A 25,515-nucleotide genomic window follows, 5' to 3' on the forward strand; every position below is an offset into this window, starting at 1 on the left:
CTGGTAGCAGGTCAATCCTGGTGGCAGGCAACACCCTCACCCCACGGAGTACTCACATGCATGACGACCGCACCCTGGTCGAAGCCCGTCTCAAGCGCGTTCTCGACGAACGCATCCGTCCCGCCGTCTACCCCGAGTCCGTACCGCTTCAGGTCGAGGTGTGGCACGCGCCCGGAGAGCCGGTTCCGGTGGCCGAGGGCCTGGCCGCCGCGGTGGAGCCGATCGAGGTGGGCGCGCGCTGGGGCGCTCCGTGGGGCACCAGTTGGTTCCGCGTCACCGGCACCGTCCCTAAGGCGTGGGCCGGCCGCACCGTCGAGGCACTGCTCGACCTCGGCTTCGACGAGAACATGCCCGGCTTCCAGTGCGAAGGGCTCGTCTACCGGTCCGACGGGACTCCGGTGAAGGGCCTCAACCCGCGCAACCAGTGGGTGCGGATCGGCGCTCCCGTCGAGGGCGGCGAGGAGGTCCGGCTGCACATCGAGGCGGCCTCCAACCCGGTCATCCTCGACTACCACCCGTTCCTGCCGACCAGGCTGGGCGACAAGGAGACGGCGGGCAGCGAACCGCAGTACAAGCTGGAGCGGATGGACCTCGCCGTCCTCGACGAGACCGTCTGGCAGCTGGTCCTGGACCTGGAGGTGCTCGGCGAGCTGATGGCCGAGCTGCCGGTGGACTCCTCCCGGCGCTGGGACATCCTGCGGGCCGTCGAGCGGGCCCTCGACGCCGTCGACCTCCAGGACGTCAACGCGACCGCGGAGGCCGCGCGTGCACGGCTCGCCGGGGTGCTGGCGGAGCCCGCCGTGCCCTCCGCGCACCGGATCAGCGCCATCGGGCACGCGCACATCGACTCGGCGTGGCTGTGGCCGCTGCGTGAGACGGTCCGCAAGGTGGCCCGGACGACCTCCAACATGACCGCGCTCATCGAGGACGAGCCGGACTTCGTCTTCGCCATGTCGCAGGCCCAGCAGTGGGCGTGGGTGAAGGAGCACCGGCCCGAGGTGTGGGCGAAGGTGAAGAAGGCCGTCGCCGACGGGCGGTTCGTGCCCGCGGGCGGCATGTGGGTCGAGTCGGACACGAACATGCCGGGCTCGGAGGCGATGGCCCGTCAGTTCGTGCACGGCAAGCGGTTCTTCCTCGACGAGTTCGGCATCGAGAACGACGAGGCCTGGCTGCCCGACACCTTCGGCTTCGCCGCCGGACTGCCGCAGATCATCAAGGCGGCGGGCTCCAAGTGGCTGCTCACGCAGAAGATCTCGTGGTCGCAGACCAACAAGTTCCCGCACCACACCTTCCAGTGGGAGGGCATCGACGGCACCCGCATCTTCACGCACTTCCCGCCCGTCGACACCTACAACTGCTCCATGAAGGGCAGCGAGATCGCCCACGCCGCCCGCAACTTCAAGGACAAGGGTGTCGCCCGGCACTCCCTCGCACCCACCGGCTGGGGCGACGGGGGCGGCGGCACGACACGCGAGATGATCGCCAAGGCGGCGAGGCTGCGCAGTCTCGAAGGCTCCGCGACGGTGGTGTGGGAGACCCCGGAGGAGTTCTTCAAGAAGGCCGAGGCCGAGTATCCCAACGCCCCGGTCTGGGTCGGTGAGCTGTACCTCGAACTCCACCGCGCCACGCTCACCAGCCAGGCGAAGACCAAGCAGGGCAACCGGCGCAGCGAACACCTCCTGCGCGAGGCCGAACTCTGGGCGGCCACCGCGACCGTACGGACCGGAGCCCCGTATCCGTACGAGGAGCTGGACCGCGTCTGGAAGACGGTGCTGCTCCACCAGTTCCACGACATCCTGCCCGGCTCCTCCATCGCCTGGGTGCACCGCGAGGCACGCGCCACCTACGACCGCCTCGCCGCCGAGCTGGACGGGATCATCGACACGGCTCAGCGCGCGCTGGCCGGCGAGGGCTCGGCCGCCCTCGTCTTCAACTCGGCTCCGCACCAGCGCGACGGCGTCCCCGCGGGCGGCGCGCGGACCGCGGCGATCGAGGGGAGCACGGCGCTCGCTCCTCGCGCCGAGGGCGGATTCGTCCTCGACAACGGGCTGCTGCGGGTGGCCGTCGACGCACGGGGCCTCGTCGTGTCGGCGTACGACATCGAGGCCGACCGGGAGACGATCGCGCCGGACCAGGCCGCAAACCTGCTCCAACTGCACCCCGACTTCCCGAACATGTGGGACGCCTGGGACGTCGACGAGTTCTACCGCAACACGGTCACCGACCTGGTCGACGCCGACGAGGTCGTGCCCGGTGAGGACGGCGTGTCGGTCCGGATCGTACGGTCCTTCGGCGCGTCGCGGGTCACCCAGGTGCTGTCGCTCGCGGCCGGGGAGCGGCGGCTCGGCATCGACACCGAGGTCGACTGGCACGAGACGGAGAAGTTCCTCAAGCTCGCCTTCCCGCTCGACGTGCACGCCGAACGGTACGCGTCCGAGACGCAGTTCGGGCACTTCTACCGGCCCACGCACACCAACACCAGTTGGGAGGCCGCCAAGTTCGAGGCGTGCAACCACCGGTTCGTGCACATCGAGGAGCCCGGCTGGGGCGTCTCCCTCGTCAACGACTCGACGTACGGCCACGACGTGACCCGGACCGTGCGGGACACCGACTCCGGCACGACGACCACCGTGCGCGTCTCGCTGCTGCGTGCCCCGCGTTTCCCCGACCCCGAGACGGACCAGGGTGTCCACCGCTTCCGGCACGCGCTGGTGCCCGGCGCGGGGATCGGGGACGCGGTGCGCGAGGGCTGGCGGATCAACCTCCCGGAGCGGCACGTGACCGGTGCGGGGGAGGTCGCGCCGCTGGTGGCCGTCGACCAGGACGCCGTCGTCGTCACGGCGGTCAAGCTGGCCGACGACGGCAGCGGCGACGTGGTCGTCCGCTTCCACGAGTCGCGCGGCGCCCGTACCCGCGCCACGCTGACGGCCGGCTTCGGCTTCGCCGGCGTCACGGTGACCGACCTGCTGGAGCGCCCGTTGGCGGACACCGCCGCGCCCGAACGCGACGGCGACCGTCTCCTCCTGCGGCTGCGAGCCTTCGAGCTGGTGACGCTACGGCTGACACGGGCCTGAGCGGCTCCCCGCCGGCTGCGGCTGCGCCTGCGGCTCCGGCCTGCGGGAGCGGGGACTCTCCGCTCCCGGCGGTTCTGGCTGCGGTGTGAGCGTGCGACTTTCCACCCCCGGCGCCTCTGGCTGCGGCGGGGGTGGAAAGCCCTCGCCCTCGCGGATCCGGCGCCAGTGCCAGCGCCAGCGCAGGAGACAACCACCCCCGGCCGGCCTAACTACGGCGTGAGCTGGGACCGCAGCCACTGCTCGACCTCGCCCACGTGCGCGGCGGCCGCGGCCCTCGCCGCCTCCGGGTCGTGCGCGACGAGAGCGCGGTGGATCGCCGCGTGCTCGCGCCGGGTGCGCTCGAAGGCACCCTCCTCCTGGTAGCCGCGCCAGACCCGGGCCCGGAAGGTGCGGGAGGAGAGGCCCTCCAGGATGGCCGCCATCGTCTCGTTCCCGGCCGCACCGGCGATGGTGCGGTGAAAGGCGAGGTCATGCGCGAGGATCTCCTCGGGATCGTCCGTCGCGTTCATCGCCGCCAGGTGCTTCTCGACGTCGGCGAGCTGGTCCTCGGTGATCCGCGCGGCGGCCAGCGCGGTCGCCGTCGACTCCAGGATCCGCCGGATCTCCAGCAGCTCGACCAGGCGCGGACCCCGGGACAGATCGGCCACCACGCCGAAGGTCTCCAGGAGGTCCCCGGCCTCCAACTGCGTGACGTAGATACCTGATCCGTGCCGCGCCTCCAGGACCCCGAGCACGGTGAGCGCGCGGATCGCCTCCCGCATCGAACTGCGCGAGATGCCGATCTGGGCGGCGAGATCACGCTCCGTCGGAAGCCGCTGCCCCGGCTCCAGCCTGCCCTCGCGGATCATCTCCTTGATCCGGTCGATGGCGCGCTGCGTCACGGTGCCCTTCTGCGGGGCGGGCTCGTCCACGCGATTTCCTCCAGTTGCCGGGTGCGCCGCAGTCTAACCAGCCAAGTGGTCCGACCACTACGGCCTAAAAGCAGGAAAAATTGGCGACGAGGGGTGTTGTGACCCTCAAGTGGTCTGATAAATATTCGTCCCGGTTGGAGGAGGGACTCTCCGGCCACGCGTCCTGCCCGATCACGCTCAATGAGGAGCCGTCAGATGCCCGGCAGAACTGTGCGGAACACGCGAATCTCGTCGCGAGCTGTGCGTGTGGCGGCTGCGGCCGCCTGCGCCACCCTCCTGCTCGCGGCCTGCGGCAGCACCAAGGACACGGTCGCCTCGGGCGACTCGGGAGGCGACGGTGACGGCAAGGTCGGGGTGATCCTGCCCCTGCTGACCTCACCGTTCTGGCAGTCGTACAACGACTACGTGCCGAAGATGGCCAAGTCCGAGGGCGTGAACGCGCTGAAGACCGTCAACTCCAACAGTGACCCCTCGCAGCAGATCACCGACATCAACAACCAGCTCAACCAGGGCGTCGAGGGCATCGTCGTGGCCCCCCTCGACAGCGCGGCGATAGCCGCCGGACTCGACCAGGCCGAACGCAAGGGCGTCCCCGTGGTCGCCGTCGACGTGGCGCCCGAGAAGGGCAAGGTCGCCATGGTCGTACGCGCCAACAACGTCGCGTACGGCGAGAAAGCCTGCGAGTACCTCGGTGAGCAGGTCAAGTCCGGCAAGGTCGTGCAGATCATGGGCGATCTGGCGTCCGTCAACGGCCGTGACCGCTCCGAGGCCTTCCGCACCTGCGTGAAGGAGAAGTTCCCGAAGCTGTCGGTCCTGGAGATCCCCGCCAAGTGGGAGTCCGACACCGCGGCCTCCAAGCTGGACACCCTCCTGAACGCCAACCCTGACATCAAGGGCATCTACATGCAGGCGGGCGGCGTCTACCTCGCGCCCACCCTCCAGACCCTCAAGTCCAAGGGAATGCTGAAGACGGCAGGCCAGGCGGGCCACATCACCATCGTCTCGAACGACGGCATCCCGCAGGAGTTCGACGCCATCCGCAAGGGCCAGATCGACGCCACCGTGTCCCAGCCGGCCGACCTGTACGCCAAGTACGGCATGTACTACATCAAGGCGGCGATGCAGGGGAAGACGTTCAAGCCGGGTCCGACCGACCACGACTCCGAGATCGTGAAGCTGCCCAGCGGCATCCTTGAGGACCAGCTCCCCGCACCGCTGGTGACCAAGGACAACGTCGACGACACCTCGCTCTGGGGCAACACGGTCGGATGACTACACCACTGGTGGAGGCGCGGGGGGTGGCCAAGCGGTACGGCCCCACCGTCGCCCTCCAAGACGGCCAGCTCACCGTGTTCCCGGGCGAGTCGCACGCCCTCGTCGGCCGCAACGGCGCGGGCAAGTCCACCCTGGTCACCATCCTCACCGGCCTCCAGGCCGCCGACGAGGGCACCGTCAGCTTCGACGGCGAACCGGCGCCCCCGCTCGCCGACCGCGACGCCTGGCGCCGCAAGGTGGCCTGCGTCTACCAGAAGCCCACCGTCGTACCGGAGTTGACGGTCGCCGAGAACCTCTTCATCAACCGTCAGCCCACGGGCCGCGGCGGCCTGATCAGCTGGCGCAGGCTGAGGTCCGAGGCGGCGCAGGTGCTGGAGACCTGGGACGTGCGCGTCGACCCCGAGGCGCGGACCGCCGACCTCAAGGTCGAGGACCGCCAAATGGTGGAGATCGCACGGGCGTTGAGCTTCGGCGCCCGCTTCATCGTGCTGGACGAGCCGACCGCGCAGCTCGACAACCGCGAGATCGAGCGGCTCTTCACCCGCATGCGCGCACTCCAGGACTCCGGCGTCACCTTCCTGTTCATCTCGCACCACCTCCAGGAGGTGTACGAGGTGTGCCAGACGGTCACCGTGCTGCGCGACGCCCGCTGGATCACCACCGCGCCGGTCGCCGAACTGCCGCGCGCGGCACTGGTGGAGGCCATGGCCGGGGAGGCGATAGCCGAACAGGCCCTGGAGATCAGGGCGGCGGACCGTGAGGCGCCGGTCGTGCTCGACGCACGAGGGCTCACCTCCGACGCGTACGAGAACGTCGATCTGACCGTCCGCCGCGGCGAGGTCGTCGGCCTCGCCGGCTCCAGCGGAAGCGGCAAGACCGAGCTCGCCGAGTCGCTCGCCGGACTGCACACACCGAGCGGCGGAACGGTCCGACTCGGCGGTGAGAAGCTCCCGTTCGGCGATGTGCGGGCCACGCTCAGGGCGGGCGTCGGCTTCGTCCCCCGGGACCGGCACGACCAGGGACTCGTCTCCGGGATGACCATCGGCGACAACACCACCATGACGGTCCTGAACCGGCTCGGCCGCTACGGCTTCATCGGCACCGACCGCAGACGCGCCTTCGCCTCCGAGCTGATCGAACGCCTCGACATCCACACGGAGGGCCCCGACCAGCCCGTCTCCGACCTCTCCGGCGGCAACGCGCAGAAGGTCGTCATGGCCCGCGCGCTCGCCTCCGACCCGCGGCTCCTCGTCCTCGTCAACCCCACCGCGGGCGTCGACGTGAAGTCCAAGGAATCCCTGCTGTCCCGGGTGGACAGCGCCCGCGAGGACGGCACCGCCGTGCTCGTCGTCTCCGACGAACTCGACGACCTGCGCCGCTGCGACCGGGTTCTCGTCCTCTTCCACGGCCGTGTCGTCGCCGAACACCCGGCGGGCTGGCGCGACCACGAGCTGATCGCCTCCATCGAAGGAGTGGACCATGGCTGACACGAAGGCCCCGTCGGCCTCGACCACCACGCCCGTACGAGTCCCCGACCCGCGCGCCGCCAAGACGGTAATGCTGCGCCGGGCCCGCGAACTCGCGCTGGTACCCGCGCTGTTGCTGCTCCTGGTGCTCGGCGCGTTCGTCAACGACTCCTTCCTCACCGAGCGCAACCTGATCTCCATCCTGGGCGCGTCGGCGGCACTCGCCATGGTCGTGCTCGCCGAGTCGCTCGTCCTCATCACCGGCAAGTTCGACCTGTCCCTGGAGTCGGTCGTCGGCATAGCGCCGGCCGTCGGCGCGCTCCTGGTACTGCCCGTGGCGCAGTCCGGCTGGGGCACCGAGTTCCCCGCCGTGCTCGCCATCCTCGCGATGCTCGTGGTGGGCGGCGCCGTCGGAGCCTTCAACGGCATCCTGGTCGTGAAGCTCAAGCTCAACGCCTTCATCGTCACCCTCGCGATGCTGATCGTGCTGCGCGGCCTGCTGGTCGGCGCCACCGAGGGCAAGACGCTGTTCGGGATGCCCGACTCGTTCTTCTCGCTGGCCACCACCACCTTCCTGCGCATCCCGATGTCGGTGTGGCTGGCCGCCGTCGCCTTCGGCGTCGCGGGCCTGACCCTCAAGTACCACCGCGTCGGACGCGCTTTGTACGCGATCGGCGGTAACGCGGACGCGGCAAGGGCCGCAGGTATCCGCGTGGAACGCGTGATGCTCGGCGTCTTCGTCGTGGCGGGCGTCCTCGCCGCCGTCGGCGGAATCATGCAGACCGGGTACGTCGGCGCGATCAGCGCCAACCAGGGCAACAACATGATCTTCACCGTGTTCGCCGCCGCGGTCATCGGCGGCATCAGCCTCGACGGCGGCAAGGGCACCATGTTCGGCGCGCTCACCGGCGTACTGCTGCTCGGCGTCGTGCAGAACCTGCTCACGCTCGCCCAGGTGCCGTCCTTCTGGATCCAGGCCATCTACGGCGGAATCATCCTGGTCGCCCTGATGATCGCCCGCGTGACCACCGGCCGAGCCCAGGACTGACACCTCGGCCCCGCACGGTCACCGAGGATCCCCTGCCACCGATCGAAAGGCATCCCGTGTCCCCGATCCCCGCCCGCGTCACCGCGGTCGACACCTACGACATCCGGTTCCCCACCTCGCGCGAGCTCGACGGTTCGGACGCGATGAACCCGGACCCCGACTACTCGGCCGCGTACGTCGTCCTGCGCACCGACGCGGCCGACGGCGTCGAGGGGCACGGCTTCACCTTCACCATCGGGCGGGGCAACGATGTCCAGGTCGCCGCGATCGACGCGTTGCGCGGGCATGTGGTCGGGCGGTCCGTGGAGGAGCTGTGCGCCGACCCGGGCTCCCTCGGCCGGGACCTGATCGGCGACAGCCAACTGCGCTGGCTCGGCCCCGAGAAGGGCGTGATGCACATGGCGATAGGCGCCGTGGTCAACGCCGTATGGGACCTGGTGGCCAAGCGCGCGGACAAGCCGCTGTGGCAACTGCTCGCCGACGCCGAACCGGAGTGGCTGGTGGGGCAGATCGACTTCCGGTACATCACGGACGCGCTGACACCCGAGGAGGCACTCGGCTTCCTGCGGCGCGGCAAGGAGGGCGCCGAGGAGCGCCGGGCCCGGCTCGTCGAGCGCGGTTTCCCCGCGTACACCACCTCGCCCGGCTGGCTCGGCTACAGCGACGAGAAGCTCACCCGCCTCGCCGCCCAGGCTGTCGCCGACGGCTTCACCCAGATCAAGCTGAAGGTCGGCGCGGACCTGGCGGACGACGTACGCCGGTGCAGGGTGGCCCGCGCCGTGGTCGGTCCGGACATCCGCGTCGCCGTCGACGCCAACCAGCGCTGGAACGTCGACGAGGCCATCGCCTGGACCCGCGCCCTCGCCGAGTTCACGCCCTACTGGATCGAGGAGCCCACCAGCCCCGACGACATTCTCGGCCACGCCGCCATCCGCAGGGCCGTCGCACCCGTCAGGGTCGCCACCGGCGAACACGTCCAGAACCGCATCATCTTCAAGCAGCTCCTCCAGGCCGACGCCATCGACGTCCTCCAGATCGACGCCGCCCGCGTCGGCGGAGTCAACGAGAACCTCGCCATCCTGCTGCTCGCCGCGAAGTTCGGCGTCCCGGTCTGCCCGCACGCGGGCGGGGTCGGCCTGTGCGAACTCGTCCAGCACCTCTCGATGTTCGACTTCGTCGCGCTCTCCGGCACCACCGAGGACCGTGTCATCGAGTACGTCGACCATCTGCACGACCACTTCCTGGACCCCGTGGTCATACGCGAGGGTCACTACACGGCACCCACCGCACCCGGCTTCTCGGCGGCCATGCGGCCCGAGTCCATCGCGGAGTACACCTTCCCCGACGGCACCTTCTGGGCCGCCGACCTCGCCGGGCAGTCACTCACCGACCCGAAGGGAGCAGCGGCATGACCGACTTCGAGGGGCTCAGGGCCCTCGTCACCGGCGGCGCCTCCGGTATCGGCAGGGCCACCGCCGACCTGCTCGTCTCCCGCGGGGCGCGGGTCGCCGTGCTCGACCTGGACCCGTCGTCCGTCGAGAAGCCGCTCCTGGGCTACCGCGCCGACGTCGCCGACGACACCTCCGTACGCGAGGCCGTGGCCGCCGCCGTCGCCGAACTCGGCGGACTCGACGTGCTGATCAACAACGCGGGCATCGGCGCGGCCGGCACCGTCGAGGACAACGACGACGAGCAGTGGCACCGGGTCCTGGACGTCAACGTCGTCGGCATGGTCCGTACGGCGCGCGCGGTCCTGCCCCACCTGCGCGACTCCGCGCACGCGGCGATCGTGAACACCTGCTCCATCGCCGCGACCGCCGGCCTTCCGCAACGCGCCCTGTACGCGGCCTCCAAGGGCGCCGTGCTGTCCCTCACCCTCGCGATGGCAGCCGACCACATCCGCGAGGGCATCCGGGTCAACTGCGTCAACCCCGGTACGGCGGACACCCCGTGGGTCGGCCGGCTCCTCGACGCGGCCGACGACCCCGCCGCCGAGCGGGCCGCCCTGGAAGCCCGCCAGCCCACCGGCCGTCTCGTCTCGGCGGCCGAAGTCGCGGGCGCCATCGCCTACTTGGCGAGTCCGCTGTCCGGTGCCACCACCGGCACCGCGCTCGCCGTCGACGGCGGCATGCAGGGACTGCGACTGCGCCCGGCGGCCCGGTGAACACGCTCGGCAGGAGCGGCGTCGAGGTCAGCCCGCTGTCCTTCGGCGCCGCCGGCATCGGCAACCTGTTCACCGCGGTGAGCGACGAAGAGGCACGGGAGGCGGTGAACGCCGCCTGGGCCGGCGGCATCCGCTACTTCGACACCGCCCCGCACTACGGCATCGGCCTCTCCGAACGACGCCTCGGCGCCGCCCTCCGCGACCGGCCGCGCGCCGAGTACACCGTGTCCACCAAGGCGGGCCGCCTGCTGGAGCGCGTGGACCCGGCGACCGGCGACGACCTCGACGACGGGTTCGCGGTGCCCGCCACGCACCGCCGGGTCTGGGACTTCAGCGCGGACGGTGTACGCCGGAGCCTGGACGCCAGCCTCGAACGCCTCGGCCTCGACCGGGTGGACGCCGTCTACCTCCACGACCCCGACGACCACGCCGAACAGGCCTTCCGCGAGGGCTATCCGGCCCTGGAGAAGCTGCGCGCCGAAGGCGTGGTGGGCGCGATCGGGGTGGGCATGAACCAGACCGGGATGCTGACCCGCTTCCTGCGCGACACGGACGTCGACGTGGTCCTGTGCGCCGGCCGGTACACCCTGCTCGACCACCGCGCGCTCACCGACCTGCTGCCCGCGGCACACGAACGCGGCAGGTCGGTCGTCATCGGCGGCGCCTTCAACTCCGGCCTGCTCGCCGACCCGAGGCCGGGAGCGACGTACGACTACGCGACGGCGCCGCCCGAGCTGCTGGAGCGCGCCCTGCGTCTGAAGACGATCGCCGACCGGCACGGCACGACCCTGCGAGCCGCCGCCCTGGCCTTCCCCGCCGCGCACCCGGCCGTGGTGAGCGTCCTGGCCGGCGCCCGCTCACCGCACGAAGTCCGGGACTGTGTCGAGCAGTTCGGCACACCGGTGCCCGCCGCGTTCTGGCGGGAACTGCGCGCCGAGCACCTGCTGCCCGGCGACGCCCCCGTACCCGTATCCGTACAGGAGCCGTCATGAGAGTCGCGCTGCACACCAAGGTCCGCGCCGACCGCGTCGACGCGTACGAGGCCGCGCACCGAAAGGTGCCCGCCGAACTGGTCGCCGCGATCCGTGCGGCGGGCGCCACCTCGTGGACGATCTGGCGCAGCGGCACCGACCTCTTCCACCTGCTTGAGTGCGAGGACTACGGCCGCATGCTCGCGGAGCTGGAGAAACTGCCCGTCAACATCGCCTGGCAGGCCAGGATGGCGCAACTCCTCGACGTGGTGCACGACTACTCGGGCGAGGGTGCGGAGGCGGGCCTGCCAGTCGTGTGGGAGCTGCCGTGACCGTCGACGCCCACCACCACGTCTGGGACCTCTCCGTCCGGAACCAGGACTGGATCACCGGGCCCGAACTCCAGCCCCTGCGAAGGAACTTCGCCCTCGCGGACCTCGAACCCCAGGCGCGGGAAGCCGGGGTCGACCGCACGGTCCTCGTGCAGACGATCACCGTGGCGGCCGAGACCCCCGAATTCCTCGCCCTCGCCGCGGAGAGCGAGCTGGTCGGGGGAGTGGTGGGATGGACCGACCTGGCGGCGCCGGGCGTCGCCGACGAGCTCGCACGGCTGCGTGAACTCCCCGGTGGCCGCTACCTCAAGGGCGTACGCCATCAGGTCCAGGGTGAGCCCGACCCCCGATGGCTGCTGCGTCCGGACGTACGCCGGGGCCTCGCCGCCGTCACGGACGCGGGGCTCGTCTACGACCTGCTCGTCCAGCCCCGTCAGCTGCCCGCCTGCGCCGAGGTTGCGGCGGCGCTGCCCGAACTCACCTTCGTGCTCGACCATCTGGGCAAGCCGCGCATCGCAGCAGGCGACCTCAAACCCTGGGCGTCCGACGTCCGCGCCCTCGCCGCCCTGCCCAACACGGTGTGCAAGCTCTCGGGGATGGTGACGGAGGCGGACCCCGCGAAGTGGACACCGCAGGACCTGCGCCCGTACGCGGACACGGTGCTGGACGCCTTCGGGCCCCGCCGCCTGATGTTCGGCACCGACTGGCCGGTGTGCACCCTGGCAGCGACCTATGGGCAAGTAGCCCGCACAGCAAGGGAGTTGACCGCCGACTTGAGCGCCGACGAGCGGGAGCAGGTGTTCGCGGGTACCGCCACCCGCGTCTACCGTCTCTGAACCCCCGAATCGAGCCGGGTCGGCGGCAGGAACTCCCGCACGTACGTCCGCTGCCAGCACGCGCCCGTCTCCCGCAGCTCGCGCCAGGTCGTGTAGCGGTACCGGTAGAGGCGGGCGCGGACATGGCGGGGCGGCGTACCGTCCGGGAACGGGCAGTGACGCAGCAGCCGCAGCGTGTCGCGGTCGTTCTCAAGGAGCCGCTCCACGAGACCCCCGAACCAGGCGTCGGCGTACCCGGGCGAGAGCGCCGCGAACCACATCATCCAGTCGAGCCGCAGATGGTACGGCGCGAACTGGCGCGGCCAGTGGCGCGGATCGCCCGGCTTGCCCCGGAACTCGTACTCCCGCCACTCGGAGTCCGCGCGCGGCCGTTCGTCCGTCGTTCCCTCGACGACCACCTCGTGACGCACGCGGCTGACGCTGCCGAACGCGCCGTAGGTGTTGACCAGATGGAGCGGGTCGAAGGAGCGGTTCATGACCTGGCCCCTGGAGAGCAGGTTGCGGACCGGGTGATAGCTGAGCGCCAGCAGGAGCGCGGCCACGGTGAGGACCACGACCTCGTACCAGAGGGGCGCCCCGGGGAGGGCCCTCTCCCCGCCGGGGAACGTGACCGCGGACAGGGCCAGCACGATCGTGAGCCAGTTCAGCCAGGAGAAGTTGCCGGACAGGATCAGCCACAACTGGGTGAGGATCATCAGCGAGGCGGCGGCCGTGGCGATCGGCTGCGGGGTGAACAGCAGGACGGGCACGACCAGTTGGGTGAAGTGGTTGGCCGCGACCTCGACCCGGTGGAGGGGCCGTGGGAGGTGGTGGAAGAACCAGCTCAGCGGGCCTGGCATCGGCTGCGTCTCGTGGTGGTGGTCGAGACAGGTCAGCTTCCGCCAGCAGGGGTCGCCCCGCAGCTTGATCAGCCCGGCGCCGAACTCGACGCGGAACAGCACCCAGCGGAGCAGGAACAGGACGACGACCGGCGGAGCCACCTCGTCGTTGCCCAGGAACACGGCGAGGAAGCCCACTTCCAGGAGCAGCGACTCCCAGCCGAACGCGTACCAGGTCTGGCCCACGTTGACGACCGACAGATAGAGCAGCCAGGGCACCAGCCACAGCGACATGGCGCCCCAGAGCGGCAGGTGGGAGTCCAGACCCGCGATCAGAGCCACCGACACCGCGCAGCCGGTCCAGCACCAGGCGGCGAAGAAGCGGTCCGAGTAGTGGAGCTGGAACACACTCGGGGCCCGCCTGAACGGCATCCGCGCGACGAAGCGGGGGACCGGCAGCATCCCGCGTTCGCCGATCAGCGCCCGGAACTGGAGCGCCGCGCCCAGGAACGCGACGAGGTACACCACGGCGAGAGCCCGCTGGAACACGAGCCGGCTCAGCCAGTACTCGGGGCCCACGAACCACTCCACGGCGGGTGCCCTCCTCTCCGTTCCCAGTGTGACGTCGGGTGACCGCCTCCGCTTGCGTCGTCCAAGTGGGTGACCCAGACAATGGTGGACGAACTGCCCGGGACGGACGGGAGAACGTGGTGCGCGAAACCTCCAGAGCCCTCGCCACCGCCTGCGTGCTCGCCGCGGCGTTCGTCGTCGCCGGGTGCGGCGGCGACGGCGGCCGGGACCGGAAGGCCGACGGAGCCGTTGGCGAGGTGTTCCTCGAACCGGCCGCGGTCCAGGGCGCCGATCCCTTCACGGACACCACCGCCGACTCCGCCGTGACACCCCCTCCCGTCACCCGAACGCCGCAATCGGCGCCGACGGGCAGTTCCCCGGTCACACCGGCCCCGCGCTCCCTGTCCGGCTCCACCCCCGGCCTCTACGGCGGCGTCCACGCGGTGGGCAGCTGTGACGTGGAGAAACAGATCGGACTTCTCGCCGCGGACCGGAGCAGGGGGCGGGCCTTCGCCGGGGCGGCCGGCGTCTCCCGCGCCTCGGTGCCGGGCTACCTGCGGGGGCTGACCTCGGTGGTGCTGCGGGCGGACACGCGGGTCACCAACCACGGGTTCAGCGACGGGCGGGCCGCCGACCGGCAGTCGGTTCTGCAGGCGGGCACCGCCGTGCTCGTCGACAACCGGGGAGTACCCCGGGTCCGCTGCGGCTGCGGCAACCCGCTGAAGCCGCCCGTCGCGTCCGAGCGGACCCCGCGGACCCACGGACAGCCCTGGTCGGGATACCGGGACGCCGAGGTCGTCGTGGTGACCCCGGCGCCCACCGTGATCACCGACATCACGATCATCAACATCGTGACCAACACCTGGATCGAGCGCCGGATCGGCGACGACGGCCGTCACGACCACGCCGTACGGCCGCCACGGGACTGGACCCGGTCGCCCGAGCCCGAGGACTCGCCCACCGGCAGCCACCCGAGGGAGGACGGCACCCGGCCCACGGAGTCGCCGTCCGACTGCGCGACCCCGGCCGTAACGGTGGCGCCGGGGGAGACCGGGAGCGTCCCGGGTGACCCCGCCGACCGCGTTCCGGAGGAACCCGCGGACTGCCCCGCCGCCACCGTCACCGCCCCGCCCGCGACGGATCCCGAAGACGCGCCGGCCCCCTCGGACGAGAGCACCGCTCCGGAGTCGGAGGCGGAGACGGAGACGGAGAGGGAGACCGGGACGGATCCGGGAACGGAGCCCGACTCCGGGACGCCCGAAGAGCCCTCCTCCCCGCTGGACACGGCGACGCCGACCGAGGAGGTCGGCCCGGACGCGGTCCCCGAGACCTCCGACATCCCTGACGGGGGCGGGCTGATTCCCGACGACCGGAGCGCCTCCGGCAGCGTCTCCGGGGGTGTCTTCGATACGCGGAACGGCATGTCCGGCGGCTGAGCCGCCGCCGCACCGGGTGCCGGGACGACGAGCCGGGCACCCGCCCCGCATGACGTCGAAGTCGAATAATCCGGCAAATACTGACAAAGTGGCCACATGGTTGATCGGGGAGCGAGCGCCCTGTCACTCCCGGACGACTGGCCCGCCCACCCGGATCCGATCCTGGCGCTCAACCGCATGGGCAGCTTCGACTGGGACCTGGACAACGGTCTGTTCCAGATGGACGCCCAGGCCCACGAGGTCTTCGACATGCTGCCCGAGGAGTACGACGGGCACCCGGAGAGCCTGTCCGTGCGCGTGCCCCCGGTCGAGGGCATCCGCCTGGACACCCTGGTCTCCCAGGCGCTCAAGGACGGCAGCGAGAACTACGGCGCCTACTTCCGTATCCGCTGCCGAGACGGCTCCCTGCGCTGGACCCACACCCAGGGCTACATTCGCCGTGACGAGACCGGCAGGCCCCGCCGGATCATCGGCATCATCCGCGACGCGACCCAGGAACTGGGGGAACGCGCGGCCCGCCGAGAGCAGGCCGCCCAGGACGAGGCCCGCCGCCAGCAGACGAGCATCGTGCAGATCACCACCGCGGCGCTCGCGCACGCCCGAACCGTCCAGGACGTCATCGACGTCCTGGAGGACGCCCAGGGCATCACCCACCTCGGGGCCACCAGCCTGGTCATCGGCCTGGTGGAGGCCGGCCGCATCAACATGGTCGCCGCGGGCCCCAGGGACAGCTATGTGCCGGGCACCCGGATCACCCGCATCGACGCGCAGTACCCGATGAACGAGGTCGTACGGAGCCTCCTGCCGCACTTCATAGAGTCACCGGAGGAGTTCGCCGCGTCGTACCCCCTGCTGTGGCCGCACATCACCGATCTGAAGATCACCTCGGCGGCGTACCTGCCGCTCATCGTGCAGGCCCGGCCCATCGGCGCGATCGGCCTGCTCTACAACGACCGGCACGGCTTCTCCGAGGAGGACCGCAACGTCCTCCTCGCGCTCGGCAGCAGCATCGCGCAGAGCCTCCAGCGGGCCATGTTCTACGAGCAGGACAAGGACCTCGCCAAGGGACTCCAGCAGGCCATGCTGCCCCGCTCCATCCCCGACGTGCCCGGCGCCGACATCGCCGTCCGTTACCGCTCCGGCTCCCTCGGCAGGGACATCGGCGGCGACTGGTACGACGTGATCCCGCTGCCCGGCGGGCGCGTCGGCGCGGTCATCGGCGACGTCCAGGGGCACGACACGCACGCCGCCGCCGTCATGGGCCAGCTGCGCATCGTGCTGCGCGCCTACGCCGCCGAGGGGCACACCCCGGCCACCGTGATGGCCCGCGCCTCCGTCTTCCTGAAGGAGCTCGACACCCAGCGCTTCGCCACCTGCCTCTACGCCGAGGCCGACCTGTCCACCGGCGTCGTCCAGCTCGTGCGGGCCGGCCACATCGACCCCCTGGTCCGGGATTCCGACGGAGGCTGCCGGCGACTGCCCGTGGAGGGAGGCCTGCCGCTCGGCCTGTCCGCCGAGTTCGGGTCCCTCGAATACCCCGTCAGCACCTTCGAGCTGGACCCCGGCCAAGCACTGCTGCTCTACACCGACGGTCTGGTCGAGCAGCCCGGCATCGACCTCGACGAGGGCATGCGGACCCTGGAGGCGCTCATCCGCTCGGGCCCGGAAGACGTCCACGACCTGGCGGACCGGCTCATCGACGTGGCCGAGAACCGCGGCGGCGACGACGACGTCGCGCTGCTGCTCCTGCGCCGTCACCCCCTCACCGGGCGGCAGTCCGGCGGACGTCTGCGGCAGCATGTCGCGGCGGGTGACCCGGAGGCACTCGCCGAGGCCCGGCACATGATCCGCGCGGCTGTCGGCGCCTGGGGACCGGCGGAGCGTGCCGACGAGATCGAGCTGGTCGCCGACGAGCTGATCACCAACGCCCTGATGCACACCGAGGGCTCCGCGATCGTCACCCTGCGAGCCCTGGCGACCACCGACCGCCGGTTGCGCGTGGAGGTCGAGGACTCCTCCAGCGCCCTGCCGCGGCGCCGTGAGGCCGGTGAGGCCGGTGTCTCGGGCCGCGGCCTCCTCCTCGTCGACCGGCTCACCGACGTCTGGGGCGTGGAGGCGCGCGGCGGCGGCAAGTGCGTGTGGTGCGAGTTCATCGTTCCGGAACGGGAGTGACCTCCGCTCCACCTCGTGTGTCGGCGCTCGGTGGCACTCTGGACGTATGCCGGAACTCCCCGAGGTCGAAGCGCTCAAGGACTTCCTGGCCGACCATCTCGTCGGCCGTGAGGTCGTGCGGGTGCTGCCCGTCGCCATCAGCGTCCTGAAGACGTACGACCCTCCCGTCAGCGCCTTCGAGGGCCGCGAGGTCACCGCCGTGCACCGGCACGGCAAGTTCCTCGACATCGAGGCCGACGGGCTGCACTTCGTGACCCACCTGGCCCGCGCCGGCTGGCTGCAGTGGAAGGACACCCTGCCCGACGGGCCGCCCCGCCCCGGCAAGGGCCCCCTCGCGCTGCGCGTCGCCCTGGAGACCGGCGAGGGATTCGACCTCACCGAGGCCGGCACCCAGAAGAAGCTCGCCGTGTACATCACCCGGGACCCGGCGACGATCCCCGGCGTCGCGCGCCTGGGCCCCGACCCGCTCGCCGACGACTTCGACGAGGCGCGGTTCGCCGGCCTGCTGGCGGGCGAACGGCGTCAGCTGAAGGGCGCGCTGCGCGACCAGAGCCTGATCGCGGGCGTGGGCAACGCCTACAGCGACGAGATCCTGCACGCCGCCAGGATGTCGCCCTTCAAGCTCGCCGCCACGCTGAGCCCACAAGAGACACGGCGCCTGTACGAGGCGCTGCGCTCCACGCTCACCGAGGCCGTGGAGCGCTCCCGCGGGCTGGCCGCGGGACGGCTGAAGAAGGAGAAGAAGAGCGGTCTGCGGGTGCACGGCCGAGCGGGGGAGCCCTGCCCGGTGTGCGGCGACACCATCCGCGAGGTGTCCTTCAGCGATTCCTCGCTCCAGTACTGCCCGACGTGCCAGACCGGCGGCAAGCCGCTCGCGGACCGCCGGATGTCGAAGCTCCTCAAGTAGCCCCGCACCGGCCGGACATGATGTTAACGGCCGGTGCCGGTACCTGGCGCAACGCCGATGCCGAGCCCGATGCCGGGCGCCCGATCCGAAGGCGGTTGCCTCCACCCGGCCCTGCAACGGCGGCAGTCGCTTCCCTCCCTCCCGCCCGTCCGGGCGGGACGCGGCGTCAGCTGCCCGCGCCCGGCTCCAGCGTCACCAGGTGTTCGCCGTCCGTCGTGCGGACCTCGAACCGGCTGATCTCCGTGGGCCGCATCGCGGCGCCGCCCTGCATGCTGGTGGCCTCGCCGCTGTCCCCCCGGGCCATCCAACTGGTCACCGTCTGCTCGGAACCGTCCTTGCCGACGGCGATGAGCTGACAGGCGCGCGGTCCTCCCGCGTCCTTGACCTGCACATCGACCTCGCTGCCCCAGGCCCGGTCCTCGGAGGTGACCTGCGCCCAGACACCGGTCTCCGCGTCCGTCGCGGCGACCTGCGTGGCCGGTGAGCCGTCCGCCGTCAGGATCGCGATCGCCGGCCCGCCCGCCGCGATCACCACAGAGGCGACCACGGCGTACAGCCATCGTCGCCGCCCGGCCCGGTGCCGAGTCGCCACCTCGCCGAGCAACCGGTCCAGAAGCCGGGGCCCGGGGGCGGCGAAGGGGTGCACGGAGCGCGGGGTGGCCCGGCGGTACAGCATCATCTGCCGTGCCGCGGGCCGGAACTCACTCACATGGGTGGCGCACTGCGGGCACTCCATGAGGTGATCCTCGAAGCGGAAGGCGTCCGCCTCATTCAGCACGCCGAGCGCGTACGCGCCGACGTCGCGATGCCGTTCCAGGGACCTCATACCGAATACCGAATCCTCGTGGCGATGGGGGTGATGATGCGGGGTGGGGGTGCTGTTGCTGCTGCCCACCGGTACGCACCAGACCGCCGAATCACTCAAGGTCCGTTCGGAATAGCGACCAGGACGTTCGGAGCGGGAGGGCCCGCGGATTGGTGCGGGCCCGAAAAAGTTTGGAGACCGTGCGGAACGGTCAGAACAGATGGATCGCCAGATGCCCGAGCGGCAGTCCCAGCCGCCACGCCGGCGTCCAGACCTTCGGCCCGTCGTCCTCTCCCGGCACCGGCCCGCCACCGGGCACGGCGTCCAGGTCGGGAGCGAGCAACTCCGTCTCCTCCAGCCAGCGCCAGGCCGCCGAGGCCAGCTCCAGGTCCGGGTCGGGGCCGCCCGAGTCGACGGCCTCGGCCGCGAGCCGCGCCATGTGCTCACGCACCCAGTCCTGCCACGGCTGGTCGTACGCCGTCAGCGAAAGCCAGGTCTCCAGTTGGGTGATGACCCTGATGCCGGAGAGTTCACCGCCGGCGTCGGACAGGAAGATGGTCAGCGCCAGAGCATCCCGCCCCGCGCGGAACTCGAAGGAGGTCGGCGGCATCAGGTCGCCGGTCCGCAGCAGTTCGTCGGCGATGTACTCGGCGTACAACCAAGCCATGGGAACGGTGAGTTCACCACCGCCGGTGTCGTCCGTGCTCTCTTGACCTCTGTGCAGCATCCCTTCCTGCCTTCCTCCGGTGCGTGCGCGTCGCCCGACCCCGGGCCCCAGTCCGGAACGCGGATGAGGACAGCAGATTGCTCAACCATGGTCTTTGGCAGCCGCTTTACGGAGGCTTGACCCGACCTTTGGTTTCAGCGCAGGTCGGCCGCGTATCCCGGAAGTACCCGACGCAGGGCGCGGAGCGCGTAGTACGCGCGGGACTTCACCGTACCGGGCGGAATCCCCAGCGCCGCGGCGGCCTCCGCCACACTCGCCCCCTGGAAATACACCAGCACCAGGACTTCACGGTGCTCCGGAGTGAGTGTCTTCACAGCCTCACGCACGTCGAGCGTCGCCGCCGACCTCTCGGCGTGATCGGCGCAGACGCGCGCGCTCTCCAGCACCGCGTCCCCCACCTCCGCCGGCCGCGCCTGACGGGCCCGTCGGGCGTCTATCGCCAGCCGCCTCGCGACGGTGAGCAGCCAGGGACGTACGGAGTCGAAGTCGTCGGCGCGCAGCGCCTCGGGATGCTGCCAGGCCCGTACGAAGGTCTCCTGCACCAGATCCTCCGCGCGCTGGCGGTCGCCGTCGGAGAGCCGCAGGAGCAGCGCGAAGAGGGGGCGGCCGTGCTCGCGCTGAAGCGCGGCCAGCTCGTGCTCGGCGGTCGTTCCGCGGGCGATGGTGGTGGTTCCGGCCGTCATGGCCTGTATGCCAGCCGGTGCCGCTCCGTGAGGACAGGGGCGGCACACGGTTGTGCGCTGGGCGGTCGATGCCGTCGGTGAACGGCGCGACGAACGGTCATCCGGCGAGCGTCGCCGTCGGTAGCCGACGCTCCGCTTTTCCGGACGGCCGCGCGTCCCCGCGTGTTCGTCCGCAGGCCGCCGGACGGGCGAAATGCGTGCGTCGTTCCTTGACTCGGAGCCGCCCGCGTAGGTGGATTCACGTCGGTTCGTAATCACATATGACTGTATCGGGGCTGGGTATGAGCACACGTACGCGCCGGACCGCCTTGGCCCTCGCGGCCCTGACCGTCGTCACAGGCTGTCAGGCAGCGCAGAACCCCCCGGCCGCCCGGACCGGGCAGCCCGCGGCACCCTCCGACCCCCGCGCGTTCACCCTCGTCGCCTCCGGTGACGTACTGCCGCACACCTCCGTCATCGAGCGGGCCCAGGCGGACGCGGGCGGCAGCGGTTACGACTTCCGGCCGATGTTCGCCGCCGTCGAACCCATCGTGTCCGGCGCGGGACTGGCGATCTGTCACATGGAGACGGTGTACGGCGCGGAGGGCGACTACACGGGCCACCCGGCATTCAAGACCCCGCCCCAGGTGGCCCAGGGGCTCGCCGCGACCGGCTACGACGCCTGCTCCACCGCCTCCGACCACACCCTGGACGACGGAGCCGAGGGCATCCGGCGCACCCTGGACGCGCTCGACCGCGCCGGTGTGCGGCACGCGGGCTCGGCGCGTACGGAGGCGGAGAGCGGTGCCACCGTGATGCGGGTGGGCGGCGCGACGGTCGCACAGCTCGCCTACACCCACGACACGAACGGCCTCCCGCTTCCGCAGGGACAGCCCTGGGCCGTCAACCTCATCGACCCCGACAGGATCGTCGCGGACGCCCGCGCCGCCCGCAGGGCGGGCGCCGAGGTGGTCGTCGTGTCCCTGGACCGGGGCACCGAACGGCAGGACGCGCCGGACGAGCGGCAACTCGCGCTGAGCAGGCAGCTGACCACCTCCCGAACGGACGGACGCCCCGACATCGACCTCATCCTCGGCACGCACGCCCACGTCCCGCAGGCCTACGAGAAGGTCAACGGCACCTGGGTCGTCCACGGCCTGGGTGACCAGATCGCCGGTGAGAGGACCGACCAGCAGGGCGTCACGGACCCGCGGGGCAACGAGAGCACCATCGCCCGCTTCACCTTCGCCCCGCCCGCGCACCGGGGCGGCCGATGGGTGGTGGGGAAGGCCGAGTTCATCCCGCAGGCCTACGACCTGGACGCCGGACGCGTCGTCAACCTCAACGCGGCCCTCGCCCAGGGGGCCGACGTCGGGGGCGTCCGGGACCGGATCAGGTCCGTCGTCCTCAGCCGTGGCGCGGCCGAGGACGGCCTGGTCATGGGGCAGTAGCCGGGTGCGCGGGGCGGCCGGCCGTCACCGGTGCGCGGTTACGGCACGACGGTGACCGGCCAGCGTCCCGCCTTCACCAGCCGGATCGCCACGGATCCCACGATCCGGTGCCCCGCCTGCTCGGAGGCGCCGACCACCACGGCGTCCGCCTTCAGCTTGTCCGCCGCGGTCACCAGACCGTTGTACGGGTCGCCGCGGAAGGTGTGGAACTCCCAGCGCACATCGAATATCCCCTTGACGCGCTCCGCGGAGTCGCGGATCTGCGCGACGAGATCCTCGGCGATCTCGTCCGTCGTGTCGGCGATCGGCACCCCGAGCGCCGCGCCCGCCGCCATCACCGGCTGGACATAGACGACGGCGAGCAGCGCGTGCTGCCGGCGGGCCAGACCTCCCGCGTACGCCGCCGCGCGCAGTGAGGAGTCCGAGCCGTCCACTCCGACGACGATGACCTTGGGGCCGTCCGTGCCTCGCTCGAACCCCTGCGAGTGCTGCTGTTCCGTCACGGCTGCGAGGTTATCGGAACCCGCAGGTCCGAGAGTCACACGGGCAGGCCCGGTCCGGACGGCCCGCAGCGCGGTGGGGCCTTCGGCGCGCCGTCCCGGCAATGGTCCAGGCGGGTGTTTTCGCGGGTGCGCACCGGTGTTGCTGAGCCGGGCCGCCCGTCGACTGGGTGACTGATGAGTCATGAAAAAGGATCAGCTGATTGTCCGACGCCGGACGTTGATCGCCGGCGCCGCCGTCCTGGGAGCGGCCGGTGCGGCGGGCACGGCCCACCTCCTCACCTCCGCACCGGCCACGCTTCCGGCGGGCGGCGCCCCGCCCGCCCCGGGCCCGCAGGCACGCCGCGCTCTCAAGCCCTCCGCCTACCGCCTCCAGCCCATGACCGGCTACGGCCCGCAGCGCGCCAGGCCCGCCCGCGCCCTCGTCCGCCACGAACCGTTCCTGCGCATGTCCGGGCGCGGCCGCAGCATGGTCCTGACCTTCGACGACGGCCCCGACCCGCGCTACACCCCGGACATCCTCAGCACACTCCGCGAGTACGACGTGCGCGCGATGTTCTTCGTGTGCGGGGAGATGGCGGTCGACAACAAGGACCTGCTGCGCGAGATGGCGGACGACGGACACGTCGTGGGCAACCACACCTGGTCCCATCCGCTGCTGACCAAGCTCTCGCGCTCGGCGATCCACGCCGAGATGGAGCGCACCTGCGAGGTCATCGACGACACCTTCGGTGAGCCGCCCGCCTGGTTCCGCGCGCCGTACGGCGCCTGGAACCGGGCCGCCTTCCAGCTCGGCGCCGAACTCGGTATGGAGCCGCTGGCCTGGACGGTCGACACGCTCGACTGGACGTCCCCTGGCGCCCGCACCATCGTCGGCCGGGTCGAGAAGGGCGCCGCCCCGGGTGTCGTGGTGCTCTCGCACGACGCCGGCGGCGACCGCTCGCAGAGCGTACGGGCGCTGCGTGACTATCTGCCGCGCCTGCTGGATTCCGGCTATCACCTCACCGTGCCGCGTCGGCGTTACGCGTAGCGGGGTTCCACGGGCTTTCGCCCGCCCGGTCCGGGAACGCTCAGCGAACCTCGGCCAGGCGGGCGAACACCACGACGTTCCCGTCGTAGCCGTGCTGCTTGGAGAATCCGCCCCCGCAGGTGATGACCCGCAATTCGGGGGATCCCTTGCTTGCGTACACGCGGTCGCCGGGGAAGTTGTTCTTCGCGAAGACCTCGATGCCGTAGATCTCGAATACGGCGGTCTTCCCGTCCTTGCGCTGCACCTCGATCCGGTTTCCCTTTTTGAGCGCTCCGAGCCCGTAGAAGACCGCGGGCCCGCGCGTGTTGTCCACATGGCCGTCGATCACGGCCGTGCCCTTCTCGCCTGGCGAGACGGCGCCGGTGAACCAGCCGGCCAGGTTCGGGTCGTCCGGCGGCGGGGCGTCGACCCAACCGTCCAGGTCCAGACCCACCGGCATGATCGGGGCGTCGACGCGGATCGACGGGATCCTGACCCGGTCGGCCACGGAGTACGGCAGCGGGGTCGGCAGGTTCGAGAAGGTGCCGCCCTGGGACCGGCCGCTGTCCGCCGCCGCCGCCGAGGCGGGCTGCGGCGGGCCCACGTCGAACTCACCGGAACCATTCCGGATGAGCGCGAGGCCGGTCAGCAGAACAAGCGCTATCACGCCCCATGGGGCGCGCTTCTTCTGCCTCTCCTCCTCTTCGGCCAGCTCGGACGCAGACATTCGCAATCCCCTCTCGACGCGGCCGTCGCCGCGTCCGTCGCGCATATGAGAACGCTAAGTGCAGCACGCCCGGCGGGCGACGGGGCAAAGGCGAACGGGTGGTGGAGTACGCCCTTCGTGAGCCATCCGAGTTGCCGAGGCCAGGAATTTTCTGACGGTCCGTGACCTGCGGCAATATCCGATTGTGTGGAATTCTCTCGGCGTGTCCTCTCACCAGGACGGACCATTCTCGAAATGCGGCCCCGCGCACGGCATCTGAGGGTCTGTCTGGGAGGCGCTTTCTCGCCGATCGACCGGGGACGGTTCCCGGGGCGTCTTCCGCGGAGGATCACATGCGTACAACTCGTGCCCTGGCGGTCAGTGCCGCCGCGGTCGCCGCCGTGGGGCTCGCAGCTCCGATGGCCGCGGCATGGAACAACCCCAGCAACATCGTCGCCATGCCCAGCGTCATCGCCAGTGGCGGCAGGCTGACCGTGACCGTCGACGGGTGCCCCCGAGGCGGCACCATGACGTCCCCGGCGTTCCGGCAGGCGACGCTGTCCTCGATCAACGGCAGCAACGAGACGTCGAGCGGAACGGCGACCATCGACCGTAACGCCCGGCCGGGCTCGTACGACATCTCGGTCAACTGCAGCGGGACGGGCACCCTGACCCGTCCCGCGGCGTTCACCGTCATCGGTGGGGTCCGCGGCGGTCTCGGCGGCAGCACCACCAGCGGTGCCACGCCGACCGACATGGCGATCGGCGGCGGACTCGTGGCCGCGGCCGCCGTCGGTGGCGGGGTGTTCTGGATGCGGCGCAGGTCGGAGAGGAGAATCTGACCGGCCGCCGTTCAGGAGACCGCACGTGACAGCCCTTCGCCCCGGACCCTCTGCACAGGGTCCGGGGCGAAGGGCTGTGCGGCGGAGTCAGGAGTCGTCGGACGCGGTACGGCGGCGCGTCATGTACCAGGCCGTCCCGATGGAACCCGCGATGAGCGCGGCTCCCAGGCCGATCTCCTTCAGGTCGAAGCCGCCGACGGTGCCGCCGACACCGGCCCTGACACCCCGTTGCAGGGGGACGGGGTGGTGGGTCGGGTCGTTGTGACGGCCGGCGGCGATGGTGAGGTCCGTGTTGCCGCTCACGCCGTCGCACGTGAACGTCACCTCGTACACGGCGCCCGGCTTCGCGTCCCAGTCGACCATGGCCGTCGCCGAGGACTGGTTCCTGTGGATGGTGACGGTGTCGAAGACACCCGAGGTGACCGTGGCGCGTCCCGAACAGCCCCCGTCCCTCTTCAGCAGCAGGGAGACCTGGCCGCCGGCGGCGATGGTCGACGGCTGCACGCTGAAACCGAACGGAGTGATGTTGTGGTCCTCGTCGCCGGCTACGGCGGCGGGTGCGGAGAAGGTCAGGGCGGTGACGCCCAGCAGTGCGGCCGAAGCGACGCGTATCGCGCGCATGGTGAGCCTCCAGGTCCCCGAGGAGCCTTGCTGCGGACCTTTTCCGCTCGCGCCAGAAATGCACCTCGATGTCCGAAACGCTAGGAAAGGGTGGGCCCGGGCGCGATCGCAGTCGTGCGAATGGGGCAACCGTGTGGGCCGCACAGGGGACGGAGTGCATACAGAAGGGGGACGGACGCGGCGTGGCGTCCGTCCCCCGCCGGGGAGCCCCG

At 71.1% G+C, this 25,515-nt stretch carries 23 protein-coding genes; 15 read left to right on the top strand and 8 right to left on the bottom strand.

From position 1 onward, the window contains the following. The first annotated feature begins 56 nt into the window (after positions 1-56). Positions 57-3,074, top strand: a complete 3,018-nt coding sequence (locus ACIP79_RS12215; protein WP_401222366.1) for an alpha-mannosidase — start codon at positions 57-59, stop codon at positions 3,072-3,074. Between the two features lie 209 nt (positions 3,075-3,283). Here the strand turns inward: ACIP79_RS12215 and ACIP79_RS12220 are convergent, their stop codons facing one another. Beyond that, on the bottom strand, positions 3,284-3,985 hold the full coding sequence (locus ACIP79_RS12220; RefSeq protein WP_383686000.1) for a FadR/GntR family transcriptional regulator: 702 nt from the start codon (positions 3,983-3,985) through the stop codon (positions 3,284-3,286). 195 nt (positions 3,986-4,180) lie between these two features. Here ACIP79_RS12220 and ACIP79_RS12225 point away from each other — a divergent pair, with 195 nt between their 5' ends. The 8 genes from ACIP79_RS12225 to ACIP79_RS12260 are packed head-to-tail and all read left to right on the top strand — an operon-like array spanning position 4,181 to position 12,077. Further along, entirely contained in the window at positions 4,181-5,257 is a 1,077-nt protein-coding gene (locus tag ACIP79_RS12225) for a sugar ABC transporter substrate-binding protein (RefSeq protein WP_401222369.1), read from the top strand. Beyond that, positions 5,254-6,747 carry a sugar ABC transporter ATP-binding protein gene (locus ACIP79_RS12230; RefSeq protein WP_401222371.1) on the top strand — a complete coding sequence of 498 codons (1,494 nt, stop codon included), beginning with the start codon at positions 5,254-5,256 and terminating at the stop codon, positions 6,745-6,747. Before ACIP79_RS12225 ends, ACIP79_RS12230 begins: the two co-directional genes overlap by 4 nt. Beyond that, entirely contained in the window at positions 6,740-7,774 is a 1,035-nt protein-coding gene (locus ACIP79_RS12235) for an ABC transporter permease (protein WP_401222372.1), read from the top strand. The genes ACIP79_RS12230 and ACIP79_RS12235 overlap by 8 nt, the downstream gene beginning before the upstream one ends. A 56-nt stretch (positions 7,775-7,830) precedes the next feature. Then, on the top strand, positions 7,831-9,186 hold the full coding sequence (locus tag ACIP79_RS12240) for an L-fuconate dehydratase (protein ID WP_383686008.1): 1,356 nt from the start codon (positions 7,831-7,833) through the stop codon (positions 9,184-9,186). After that, the gene (locus ACIP79_RS12245; RefSeq protein ID WP_401222374.1) at positions 9,183-9,938 is read left to right on the top strand and encodes an SDR family NAD(P)-dependent oxidoreductase; all 756 of its coding nucleotides are present in this window, start codon (positions 9,183-9,185) and stop codon (positions 9,936-9,938) included. Before ACIP79_RS12240 ends, ACIP79_RS12245 begins: the two co-directional genes overlap by 4 nt. Next, entirely contained in the window at positions 9,935-10,930 is a 996-nt protein-coding gene (locus tag ACIP79_RS12250) for an aldo/keto reductase (protein WP_401222376.1), read from the top strand. The genes ACIP79_RS12245 and ACIP79_RS12250 overlap by 4 nt, the downstream gene beginning before the upstream one ends. Then, positions 10,927-11,241 (top strand): L-rhamnose mutarotase, encoded by a 315-nt coding sequence (locus tag ACIP79_RS12255; protein ID WP_401222378.1) that lies wholly within the window; start codon positions 10,927-10,929, stop codon positions 11,239-11,241. The genes ACIP79_RS12250 and ACIP79_RS12255 overlap by 4 nt, the downstream gene beginning before the upstream one ends. Continuing rightward, the gene (locus ACIP79_RS12260) at positions 11,238-12,077 is read left to right on the top strand and encodes an amidohydrolase family protein (protein WP_401222380.1); all 840 of its coding nucleotides are present in this window, start codon (positions 11,238-11,240) and stop codon (positions 12,075-12,077) included. The genes ACIP79_RS12255 and ACIP79_RS12260 overlap by 4 nt, the downstream gene beginning before the upstream one ends. Here ACIP79_RS12260 and ACIP79_RS12265 read toward each other — a convergent pair. After that, positions 12,065-13,486: a lipase maturation factor family protein gene (locus tag ACIP79_RS12265; protein ID WP_401222382.1), complete on the bottom strand. Its 1,422-nt coding sequence runs from the start codon at positions 13,484-13,486 to the stop codon at positions 12,065-12,067. The genes ACIP79_RS12260 and ACIP79_RS12265 overlap by 13 nt on opposite strands. 119 nt (positions 13,487-13,605) lie before the next feature. Here ACIP79_RS12265 and ACIP79_RS12270 point away from each other — a divergent pair, with 119 nt between their 5' ends. From ACIP79_RS12270 to ACIP79_RS12280, 3 genes are all read left to right on the top strand, one after another. Continuing rightward, entirely contained in the window at positions 13,606-14,901 is a 1,296-nt protein-coding gene (locus ACIP79_RS12270; RefSeq protein ID WP_401222383.1) for a DUF6777 domain-containing protein, read from the top strand. Positions 14,902-14,997: 96 nt separating this feature from the next. Further along, positions 14,998-17,073, top strand: coding sequence for a SpoIIE family protein phosphatase (locus ACIP79_RS12275; protein ID WP_401222385.1), 2,076 nt, complete (start codon positions 14,998-15,000; stop codon positions 17,071-17,073). Between the two features lie 46 nt (positions 17,074-17,119). Then, the gene (locus ACIP79_RS12280; protein WP_401222387.1) at positions 17,120-17,980 is read left to right on the top strand and encodes an Fpg/Nei family DNA glycosylase; all 861 of its coding nucleotides are present in this window, start codon (positions 17,120-17,122) and stop codon (positions 17,978-17,980) included. Positions 17,981-18,146: 166 nt separating this feature from the next. On the opposite strand, the gene ACIP79_RS12285 is transcribed toward ACIP79_RS12280, so the two are convergent. From ACIP79_RS12285 to ACIP79_RS12295, 3 genes are all read right to left on the bottom strand, one after another. Continuing rightward, positions 18,147-18,806 carry a zf-HC2 domain-containing protein gene (locus ACIP79_RS12285; protein WP_401222389.1) on the bottom strand — a complete coding sequence of 220 codons (660 nt, stop codon included), beginning with the start codon at positions 18,804-18,806 and terminating at the stop codon, positions 18,147-18,149. 190 nt (positions 18,807-18,996) lie between these two features. Continuing rightward, complete coding sequence (locus tag ACIP79_RS12290) at positions 18,997-19,512, bottom strand: hypothetical protein (RefSeq protein ID WP_401222391.1); 516 nt, start codon at positions 19,510-19,512, stop codon at positions 18,997-18,999. Between the two features lie 134 nt (positions 19,513-19,646). Further along, positions 19,647-20,195, bottom strand: a complete 549-nt coding sequence (locus ACIP79_RS12295) for a sigma-70 family RNA polymerase sigma factor (RefSeq protein ID WP_383689651.1) — start codon at positions 20,193-20,195, stop codon at positions 19,647-19,649. Between the two features lie 281 nt (positions 20,196-20,476). On the opposite strand from ACIP79_RS12295, the gene ACIP79_RS12300 reads away from it, so the two are divergent. Further along, positions 20,477-21,625 (top strand): CapA family protein, encoded by a 1,149-nt coding sequence (locus ACIP79_RS12300; RefSeq protein WP_401222394.1) that lies wholly within the window; start codon positions 20,477-20,479, stop codon positions 21,623-21,625. A 38-nt stretch (positions 21,626-21,663) separates the two neighbouring features. On the opposite strand, the gene ACIP79_RS12305 is transcribed toward ACIP79_RS12300, so the two are convergent. Further along, positions 21,664-22,128 carry a universal stress protein gene (locus ACIP79_RS12305; protein ID WP_383689888.1) on the bottom strand — a complete coding sequence of 155 codons (465 nt, stop codon included), beginning with the start codon at positions 22,126-22,128 and terminating at the stop codon, positions 21,664-21,666. 181 nt (positions 22,129-22,309) lie between these two features. Between ACIP79_RS12305 and ACIP79_RS12310 the strand changes: the two genes are divergently transcribed. Further along, entirely contained in the window at positions 22,310-23,155 is an 846-nt protein-coding gene (locus ACIP79_RS12310; RefSeq protein WP_401222396.1) for a polysaccharide deacetylase family protein, read from the top strand. A gap of 40 nt (positions 23,156-23,195) precedes the next feature. Here the strand turns inward: ACIP79_RS12310 and ACIP79_RS12315 are convergent, their stop codons facing one another. Beyond that, positions 23,196-23,861, bottom strand: a complete 666-nt coding sequence (locus ACIP79_RS12315; protein ID WP_401222397.1) for a class F sortase — start codon at positions 23,859-23,861, stop codon at positions 23,196-23,198. A gap of 332 nt (positions 23,862-24,193) precedes the next feature. On the opposite strand from ACIP79_RS12315, the gene ACIP79_RS12320 reads away from it, so the two are divergent. After that, the gene (locus ACIP79_RS12320) at positions 24,194-24,682 is read left to right on the top strand and encodes a hypothetical protein (protein ID WP_401222399.1); all 489 of its coding nucleotides are present in this window, start codon (positions 24,194-24,196) and stop codon (positions 24,680-24,682) included. Between the two features lie 87 nt (positions 24,683-24,769). Here the strand turns inward: ACIP79_RS12320 and ACIP79_RS12325 are convergent, their stop codons facing one another. Then, entirely contained in the window at positions 24,770-25,303 is a 534-nt protein-coding gene (locus ACIP79_RS12325) for a hypothetical protein (protein WP_401222401.1), read from the bottom strand. Between the last annotated feature and the right edge of the window lie 212 nt (positions 25,304-25,515).

This window comes from Streptomyces sp. NPDC088747, assembly GCF_044751025.1.
GTDB lineage: Bacteria > Actinomycetota > Actinomycetes > Streptomycetales > Streptomycetaceae > Streptomyces.

Bases quoted from the DNA above. Each gene is read 5' to 3' on its own strand.
- ACIP79_RS12310 (WP_401222396.1), top strand. From the start codon at position 22,310: ATGAAAAAGGATCAGCTGATTGTCCGACGCCGGACGTTGATCGCCGGC.
- ACIP79_RS12320 (WP_401222399.1), top strand. From the start codon at position 24,194: ATGCGTACAACTCGTGCCCTGGCGGTCAGTGCCGCCGCGGTCGCCGCC.
- ACIP79_RS12325 (WP_401222401.1), bottom strand. From the start codon at position 25,303: ATGCGCGCGATACGCGTCGCTTCGGCCGCACTGCTGGGCGTCACCGCC.
- ACIP79_RS12300 (WP_401222394.1), top strand. From the start codon at position 20,477: ATGAGCACACGTACGCGCCGGACCGCCTTGGCCCTCGCGGCCCTGACC.
- ACIP79_RS12295 (WP_383689651.1), bottom strand. From the start codon at position 20,195: ATGACGGCCGGAACCACCACCATCGCCCGCGGAACGACCGCCGAGCAC.
- ACIP79_RS12280 (WP_401222387.1), top strand. From the start codon at position 17,120: ATGCCGGAACTCCCCGAGGTCGAAGCGCTCAAGGACTTCCTGGCCGAC.
- ACIP79_RS12285 (WP_401222389.1), bottom strand. From the start codon at position 18,806: ATGAGGTCCCTGGAACGGCATCGCGACGTCGGCGCGTACGCGCTCGGC.
- ACIP79_RS12225 (WP_401222369.1), top strand. From the start codon at position 4,181: ATGCCCGGCAGAACTGTGCGGAACACGCGAATCTCGTCGCGAGCTGTG.
- ACIP79_RS12245 (WP_401222374.1), top strand. From the start codon at position 9,183: ATGACCGACTTCGAGGGGCTCAGGGCCCTCGTCACCGGCGGCGCCTCC.
- ACIP79_RS12275 (WP_401222385.1), top strand. From the start codon at position 14,998: ATGGTTGATCGGGGAGCGAGCGCCCTGTCACTCCCGGACGACTGGCCC.
- ACIP79_RS12315 (WP_401222397.1), bottom strand. From the start codon at position 23,861: ATGTCTGCGTCCGAGCTGGCCGAAGAGGAGGAGAGGCAGAAGAAGCGC.
- ACIP79_RS12235 (WP_401222372.1), top strand. From the start codon at position 6,740: ATGGCTGACACGAAGGCCCCGTCGGCCTCGACCACCACGCCCGTACGA.
- ACIP79_RS12230 (WP_401222371.1), top strand. From the start codon at position 5,254: ATGACTACACCACTGGTGGAGGCGCGGGGGGTGGCCAAGCGGTACGGC.
- ACIP79_RS12255 (WP_401222378.1), top strand. From the start codon at position 10,927: ATGAGAGTCGCGCTGCACACCAAGGTCCGCGCCGACCGCGTCGACGCG.
- ACIP79_RS12215 (WP_401222366.1), top strand. From the start codon at position 57: ATGCATGACGACCGCACCCTGGTCGAAGCCCGTCTCAAGCGCGTTCTC.
- ACIP79_RS12290 (WP_401222391.1), bottom strand. From the start codon at position 19,512: ATGCTGCACAGAGGTCAAGAGAGCACGGACGACACCGGCGGTGGTGAA.